Source organism: Flectobacillus sp., from assembly GCF_049240685.1.
Taxonomy (GTDB): domain Bacteria; phylum Bacteroidota; class Bacteroidia; order Cytophagales; family Spirosomataceae; genus Flectobacillus.
On sequence record NZ_JBMLSD010000126.1, the window covers coordinates 11,357 to 18,743 of the forward strand.

Here is a 7,387-nt window from a genome sequence, read left to right on the forward strand (position 1 = left end):
ACTTAGTAAGGAAGTAAATGAAATTACTAGTTCGAGACTAAGTCTCGAACTAGCTTATCTGTTTTTGTATTTGTAGTTTTTTCATTTTTGACAGCAGGGTTGTTGGGGGTAAACCCAAAAGTTGGGCTGCACCATTTTCTCCAAAAACCTTTCCTTGACAATGCTGAAGAACTCGAATAATATAATTACGTTCAATTTCTTGTAGTGGTTTTACTTCAAAATGATTGTTGTTTTCTTGTATTGTGCTGTTATTCTGAGAAATAGCAATTTTATTAAGATATTTTCCTTTCGATAATATACAGGCTCTTTCGATGACATGTTGTAATTCACGGACATTTCCTTGCCAAGTATGTTGCATCAAACTATCCAATACTTGTTGATTTACCCCAAGCAATTGCTTGTTGAGCGTTTTGGAAAAATGATTGACGAAATATTCTACCAATAAAGGAATATCTTCTTTTCTTTCCCTCAAAGCAGGTATCTGTATCGGAAATACTTGCAGTCTATAATACAAATCTTGTCGGAAAGTACCAGCTTCTATCAACTTTTCTAAGTTACAATGTGTCGCTGTAATAATTCGTACATTGGTTTTGACAGTTTTATTTCCTCCAACACGTTCAAAGGATTTTTCTTGTAATACTCTGAGTAACTTCGCTTGCAGCTCGTGAGGCATATCTCCAATTTCATCCAGAAATAAAGTACCACCATTTGTCAATTCAAACTTCCCAATTTTTCGCTCTACCGCTCCTGTAAATGCGCCTTTTTCATGCCCAAACAACTCACTTTCAAGCAAATGAAAGGGTATAGCCGCGCAATTGATTTTCACAAAAACGCCTTCTTTTCTATGCGATTGCTCATGAATAGCTTTGGCGACCAACTCTTTGCCAGTACCTGTTTCTCCCAAAATAATAACGGTCGAGTCTGTTGAAGCTACTCGCAAAATTAAATCTCTCACTTCCTGAATACCCTCGCTAATACCGATAAGTCCAAGATTATTTTGTAATTCGTGCAAAGGTGATACATGAGAACATACATTCAATTGATTTTTTAACCCATAATATCCTATTTGATAAGTTATTGTATCCGAAAATCCTAGGATTTCTGCATGTAGATTAGGCCTTAGTTCAGGGTTTTCTGAAGCGTGAAATCCCAATACTACCTTATAATTCTCATCCAAAACCTTTTGTACGAGCCATGTTTGTTGAATGGACGAATATTCTTGCCACGGCGTTTCTAACGAAAGATGCCTTTTTACTGTAATTACTTGATCGAAAGAATATTGAGAGAAGGATTGTCGAGCCACCGAGGCTGGTACATTTTCAATGACTGTATTGGATAAATTACTCAAGTAACATTCCAGTTCCTCTCCTTTATATACGCAAGCACTAAAAGATTTAATTTCAAGGATATTTTGAGCAAAAGCTGCTATCTTATCCATAATCACTTGGGATAAGGTCTGGCTGTATTTTGTAGCCTTTGCGTGTGACATCATAAAGTTCATAAGATTTTTTGCTTAAAGACAATTACTATCAGAGCGATATACCATAGACCTAATCGTTTGTACAAACGAGTAAAAGACATTCTATCAGACGCTACTTTGATTAAGGGAGAGTGGTTAAGAAATGGTGTGTTAGTCGTTTTTCTTACTTATATACAAATCTACACGATTTATAGAGATTATCAATTCGTTTTAGATATATACCTTTTGAGTTGGTGGAATAGCTAATAAAACTAAACATGTTCTTATTATTCTTTAGAACGGATATCTTGAAAGGAAATCCAGCAGTTTGGGTATTTGGCAAAAATATATCAACCGTTACTAAAAAAACAATTTAACCCTCTTTGTCTTGTTCCTAAACATGAGTCATCTCTCATTTTTGGGATTCGGATTCTTCTTCAAGTTTTTGATGCTAAGTAGGAAAGCGCTATTAGTTAATAGTATATGGGTTATTTGAAGATTTTTAATCAAAATGTTATTGTCAAATTTTGACTCGAAGACATTGCGTTTAGAAATGACTTATGTGTAGGCACCATTCAAAGAGTTTTAAAAGGTTTTTCATAACTACAAACATGCCTTTTTCTAAAGCTCCTTGACAAAAACTCCTTCCTGTTGGCCAAAGGCATTAGACTGAAAACCTCAAAGTTGATGTAGGAAATGTTTTGCCATATACCCATAACTGATAAAATATCCTTTTAATCTAGCAAGATTATGTTTTGAAAAAGAGGTTATTGGATTATATATCAAAAGATTATTGGAGAAAAAATGACATATACTAATACCGATAAAGCTATCAGAATGCCATAAAACCAATAACGTGGTTTCCAGCCATTGCCATGTTTTGTGTAGGTGGTTTCTACTAAAGCCTTGTTATTTGGATACCACCGACTAATTACTAGCATGAGTACATTAGTCACGACAAACAAAATGGCTAATACATGTAGAAAATGGATAGGAAGTTGGATAACAAACTGTGTGATAAGATAAGTGAATATAAAAAAGAAAAGTCCGACTTTGGCCGCTATTGTGCTTACTTTATTGTTGACAAAACCTATGAATAAAATCGTAAAAATAGGAACATTAAATGCTCCTCCCACTTTTTGAAGATACAAATAAAATCCTCCTTGAGCAAAATAAATAAAGGGAGCTATCAACATACAAAAACATCCAACGCCTATCTGAAAATAACGTGAAAATCGCTGAATTTGCTTGTTGCTGAGGGTATGTCCGCGTTTTTCGGCTAATGGACCGTAAATATTCAAGAAGAACAAAGCACTAGTGCTCGAAAGTCCAGCGTTGAAGCTTGTAATGCTAGCGCCAATAATGACAAAAGTAGTAATACCCACCAGAAACGGAGGAAGCACATCAGCTATCATGCGTGGGAATACCTCAGCAGTATTGCTAAGATGCGGATATAAATAAACAGCGATTAGTCCTGGTACATTGAGCATAAGCGGCGACAAAATTTTGCCAAAGGCGGTAAGTATAATTCCCTTTTGACTTTCAATAAGATTTTGCGCAGAAATCATTCGCTGAACAATAAACTGCTCGACGCCCCAATAATTTAGATTTACAAGCATCATACCCGTAAAAAGAGTACTGATAGGGATGGCATCTTGAGTATTGCCAATGGCATTGAGATGCGTGTTTTTTGCATTAAACACTATATTAAAGCCTTTTGTGATATTGCCATCACCAAGATGCTTAAAACCGTAATAGGGCAATGATAATCCTATTATTAACAAGCAAATACCAACCACAATGTCGGAGATGGCAATTTTTTCGATTCCTCCCCAAAGCGAAATCAACAATGAAAAGCTACCGATAGATATACACAAAAGTGCAATAGTTTGGAAAGAACTTAGATGGAGTAATTCGGTTATATGAAAAATACCTTGAAAAACTGTGGCACTTGCATACAAAATAGGAGGCATCATATTGAGAAGATAGGCCAATAGGTACACCACCGATACCCATAGCTTCATACTTTTATCAAACCTAATTTCGAGAAAGTCGGGAGTGGTAATGATTCCTTTTTGATAATAATAGGGGATTACGAATTCCGCAACAATCAACATAGCAAAAACGGATGTAATACCCCATGCCATTACCGACATATTGTTGATATACACCGATTCATTTTCGCCGATAAATTGGATACTATTTAGGTTTGTAAGAAAAAGCAAACATCCCACGAGCCAAAAGTTTAGTCTCCTTTTTCCTAAAAATAGCGACTCGCTTGCTTTGGTTTGCGGATTGTTTATCGAATTATTACTCATAGCAACATCAAGCCTGAATACCTATTGGATATAATTAAAGACTATTTCTAATCTTTAAAATGGTTGGAATGGTCTCTTTGATTTTCTCGGGATTTATGACAAATTCGGCAGCTTTTTGCGCCAATAACATAAAGTCGGCCGAGTAGGTCGTAATACCATCGCAAACAATTTCTTTGATTAAATCATCATTGTGCGAAATAATCCCAACATCTTTTCCGATTGTTAAGCCTTTTTCTTTACAGTCTTTAATGAGCGTCCATAGTTCTATGTTTTGGAGTGTAAAATAAGCCTTTCCCTTTTCTACCGAACCAGAGATATATTCTGTTCGGATAGAACCTTTCATTTTAAAATCTTTCAAATATTTTTTAAAAGATTTCACAATTTCGATAGGAGTACTTGAGGCAACATGATGAAAAAATATCAACTCATCATATCGCTGAATGCGGTCATTCAAATCGGCAAATGCTCGGTAGGTTGATTGTTCAAACTCTTGTGTAATATGACTAAAATCGCCGTCGATAGGCTCATAACGGTCTATCATCAGCAATTTGTTGATGGGAAGTAATCGTAAAATCTCTCTAGTTTTGGGGTGTGGGATAGGCGTAATAATATACATACTATATTTTCCCAAAATAGATTGAATGATATTTTCGAAATTCTCTATTTTGTTATGGTGAAAAAATGTATCAAAATGTATTTCAGCGGGTAAATGGGCTCTAAAGTATTTTAGAAAAACTTCTTGTAATGAGCCATGATTAAATAATACCAAGGCCACTTGGGTAGGACGATTGACATCATTTGTAGAAACATAATACCCCATTCTATTTTTGGACTCAACAATGCCTCTGCTTACAAGCTCACGATAAGCCTTAGCCACGGTTTCGCGCGCCACGCCGAGTTCTTTTATCATGCTGTTGACGGAGGGGAGCATATCGTTTTTTGATACCACTTTATCGTCAATAGCATTGATGATTCCTTGTACTAATTGCTGATGTTTAGAATAGCCCGGAATGCCTTCTAGTTCTAATATTTTATCGTAAATTTCTTTCATTGTTGTATTCTCCAAATCCAAATATACGAGATTTGGAGAATAAATACGGTTTTGGGGCAGACTAACCTGCCCCAAATATGAATTACTTGACTTCATCAATCGTAAGAATTACACTCGTTCGTTTGTCGTTTACTTCTGGATTATACCCTACAGTCATCAAAAAGTCGCCACTGAATATCAATGAATTATTGAGGGTAGAAGCCGTATTGGCGAATAGATTAATTTCTTCAACCTTATACCTCTTGTTTGGATTCAAACCTTTCATTTGAATGGGTCTTGGTGTGGCTGTCAGCTCAAAACGATTACTCACAAGGTAATTAAACATGACTGCTTTTGATTGATTTTCATCCACATACATGAGCGATGCTACATCGTTTTTGTAAGGGTCTACGAGCCTGTATTGGTCGCCGTACCAAATGATACTTTTGAGTTTTTGGTAGTTTTCAAGCGCTTTTTGGCCAAATGCTAACTCATCTTTATTCAAATGCTCGACCACAATATCAAAACCCAATTTTCCCATCATAGCTACATCTGTACGAAATTTGAGAGGTTGTTTGCCCCAATCAGTCACGTGATTGCAAGTAGCTATTGCTGGAAAATAATGGGAATAATTCCACTGAATAAAAATACGTTCGAGAGGTTCTGTATTATCGCTTGGCCAAAATTCGGTAAAATATTTCAGTGCTTCATAGTCTACTCGACCGCCACCACCAGAGCACAGCATCATCGGAACTTTAGGATATTTGGCTCTGATGCGCTCCAAGACGCTATACAGCCCTTTGACATATTCGACATAGAATTTACCTTGCGATTCGCCTTTTGTTTGTAGGTAGGTAGAATGAGCATTGAAAGTAACGGCATTACAATCCCATTTGATGAACGCCAGCGCGGGATTTTTTGTAAATAAATGATCTACCACACCAAAAACATAATCCTGCACTTTGGGATTCGCTAAGTCTAATACAAGCTGATTTCTGAAATAATGCTCAGGTCGTTGAGGCTGTTTTAAGACCCAATCAGGATGTTTTTCGTATAGCTCGCTGCGAGGGTTGACCATTTCGGGTTCTAGCCAAATACCGAATTTGATACCTGTTTTCTGAGCTTCTTTTATAAGATACCCTAAGCCATCTGGGAGTTTTTTACGATTTTCTTCCCAATCTCCCAACCCCGCGGTATCATCATTGCGAGGGTACTTGTTTGCAAACCAGCCATCATCCAACAAGAATAAATCTACTCCGAGCTTTTTGCCATCTTTAAACAAGTTGGTTAGTTTTTGTTGGTCAAAATCAAAATAAGTAGCCTCCCAGTTGTTGAGTAGTGTTAGGCGGTCGCCTGTACCATCCAAAATTCTATATTTTCTGGCCCAACGATGCAAATTACGACTTGCCAAGCCCTTTCCTTGATGCGATAAAGTATAAATAAAAGAAGGCGTTTTGAATACCATGTTACTAGCCAAAGGATATGCCGAAGCATGAGGGTTGATACCAGCGATAACTCTTAGATTATGGTAAGAATCTACCTCAAAATCTATTTTAAAATTGCCAGACCATCCCAAGGTTCCTAATAAAATATCACCTTGGTCTTCCTCTGAAGGCTTGTTGAATGAAAGCATAAAGGTTGGTGGTTCATACAAATTGGTGCGTGTACCTAATTTGGAGTCTAGTACTTTGATGCCACCAGTCAGCGCAACTTCCTCGGGGCGCATTTCTCGTCCCCAAGCACCTAGATAATTGGTTAGATAAAACTTTTGCGAGTTGAGATAAAGATTGGCAGAGGCGTATTTCTGAAGAGTAATAGCACCTTTTTCTGTATTTTTTATTTCAGTCCACTGCTCAATCACATCTTCTTGATAGTAGGCTTTCAAAAAGATTTTAGCCTCAGTTTGATATACGGGGTCTTTTAGCACGATGGTTGTGAGGATAACGTTTTCGTTTTCCTTTTGGCTAGTACTACTTTCATAAATTAAGTCTGTTGAAGTATTACCGTCCGCATGCACAATATGAAGGGCAGGTTCGAGCATATTCCAGCTTCCACTTGGCGTATAAATAGAATTATAAATGCCTGCGTTTACATCTCTTTGGTTGTTTTGAGTTTCGATCAGAGCTAATTCCTCCTTGTTTTTGAGGCGTTTTCCAAAGTAAATAGTACGAAGATGGCTTTGGGCATCTGTTTGAAATACCACTGTATTGGAGAGTGTTTCTACGGTGATTGTGGTAGTTTTTTGTGCCCAAGTTATTGTACTTATAAAGGCTAAACAAACCCATAGTATTGAATTGCGAATCATAATATATATCCTATTTTTAAGTTGAACATTTGAATACTTTTCGTAAAATCAAAATATATCCCCCCGAAAATCAGGGGGATTATAACCATTTTTCCATTTATATAAATTGGGAAAAACTCCCTTATATACGAGTAGATGTAATCGTGATTTTGTATTAGGCAACAGGCACAAGGCATCAGGCAAAGAGTGTTAAATGGTTTTTGGGTAACTTTAGATATATTTTTTGCCGAATACCCAAAGCCGAAAGCTCAATAATTAAATTTTATTATGCGTAA

General features: G+C 36.7%; 4 protein-coding genes. All 4 read right to left on the minus strand.

All coding sequences use genetic code 11. The features are described from left to right. Window positions 1-49 precede the first annotated feature (49 nt). Complete coding sequence (locus ACOVQ4_RS05855) at window positions 50-1,492, minus strand: sigma-54 interaction domain-containing protein (protein ID WP_421819718.1); 1,443 nt, start codon at window positions 1,490-1,492, stop codon at window positions 50-52. Window positions 1,493-2,241: 749 nt separating this feature from the next. Further along, window positions 2,242-3,777, minus strand: coding sequence for a solute:sodium symporter family transporter (locus ACOVQ4_RS05860; protein WP_421819719.1), 1,536 nt, complete (start codon window positions 3,775-3,777; stop codon window positions 2,242-2,244). Between the two features lie 34 nt (window positions 3,778-3,811). Then, window positions 3,812-4,828, minus strand: coding sequence for a GntR family transcriptional regulator (locus ACOVQ4_RS05865; RefSeq protein ID WP_421819720.1), 1,017 nt, complete (start codon window positions 4,826-4,828; stop codon window positions 3,812-3,814). A gap of 82 nt (window positions 4,829-4,910) precedes the next feature. After that, a complete protein-coding gene (locus tag ACOVQ4_RS05870) occupies window positions 4,911-7,112 on the minus strand; it encodes an alpha-galactosidase (protein ID WP_421819721.1) in 2,202 nt (733 codons plus the stop codon). Window positions 7,113-7,387: the final 275 nt, after the last annotated feature.

Excerpts from the sequence above, each read along its gene's own strand:
- ACOVQ4_RS05855 (WP_421819718.1), bottom strand. The coding sequence starts at position 1,492 with ATGATGTCACACGCAAAGGCTACAAAATACAGCCAGACCTTATCCCAA.
- ACOVQ4_RS05860 (WP_421819719.1), bottom strand. The coding sequence starts at position 3,777 with ATGAGTAATAATTCGATAAACAATCCGCAAACCAAAGCAAGCGAGTCG.
- ACOVQ4_RS05865 (WP_421819720.1), bottom strand. The coding sequence starts at position 4,828 with ATGAAAGAAATTTACGATAAAATATTAGAACTAGAAGGCATTCCGGGC.
- ACOVQ4_RS05870 (WP_421819721.1), bottom strand. The coding sequence starts at position 7,112 with ATGATTCGCAATTCAATACTATGGGTTTGTTTAGCCTTTATAAGTACA.